The 714-nt window shown below is 26.8% G+C and carries 1 pseudogene (only partly in view); it reads right to left on the bottom strand.

Annotated elements, in window-relative coordinates:
- Positions 1-712, bottom strand: a pseudogene (locus tag BN1173_RS00445) (cysteine desulfurase) (its annotated part extends 443 nt beyond the left edge of the window); the annotation flags it as partial.
- Positions 713-714 lie beyond the last annotated feature (2 nt).

The following is a 714-nucleotide window of genomic DNA, read 5'->3' as shown; positions in this document are numbered from 1 at the left end:
CTACTACATAACTTTCTTGTAAAATTCCATTTTCTATAGCATTTGCTATCTTTAGTTTGGAGCTGTTGAGTTTGTTTATAATTTTATCTGATATATATAATACCCCAATACCTGTTGGGGCAAGCATTTTATGCCCTGAGAATACTAAAAAATCACAGTTTATTTTCTTTACATCTATTTTTATATGTGGTGCCATTTGAGCCGCATCTATGAATAATGTAATTTTGTTATCGCTGGCAATTTTTCCTATTTGCTCTAGATTTTGCATTGTTCCTAGTATATTATTTATTCCAGACATAGTAATGATTTTTGTTTTATCTGTAATTAGATTTTGTATTTGTTCTGATTGAATAATTCCCATTTCATTGAATTTTGCAAGTTTAATTTTTAAGTTTAAAAATTTTGCAATGTTGATCCAAGGAAGTAAATTACTATTATGTTCAAGTGTTGTTGTAATAATTTCATCATTTTCTTTAAAAAATTTTGATAACAATAATGAATTTGCTATTGTATTTGTTCCATCTGTAGTTCCAGAATTGAAAATTATGTTTTTAGGAGATTCTGCATTGATAAATTGTTTAACAATTTTTCTTGTCTCTTCTATTTTTAAGCTTGATTTTATTGCAAATTGATGTCCACTTCTATGAACATTTGCATTATAATTTGTGTAGTATTCAACTATAGATGAAATTACACTTTGGGGTTTTTGAGAAG

Source organism: Borrelia crocidurae (genome assembly GCF_000825665.2).
Classification (GTDB): Bacteria; Spirochaetota; Spirochaetia; order Borreliales; family Borreliaceae; genus Borrelia; species Borrelia duttonii.
Note: the sequence above shows the minus strand (reverse complement) of the source record. Positions and strands in the feature narration are given on the sequence as shown.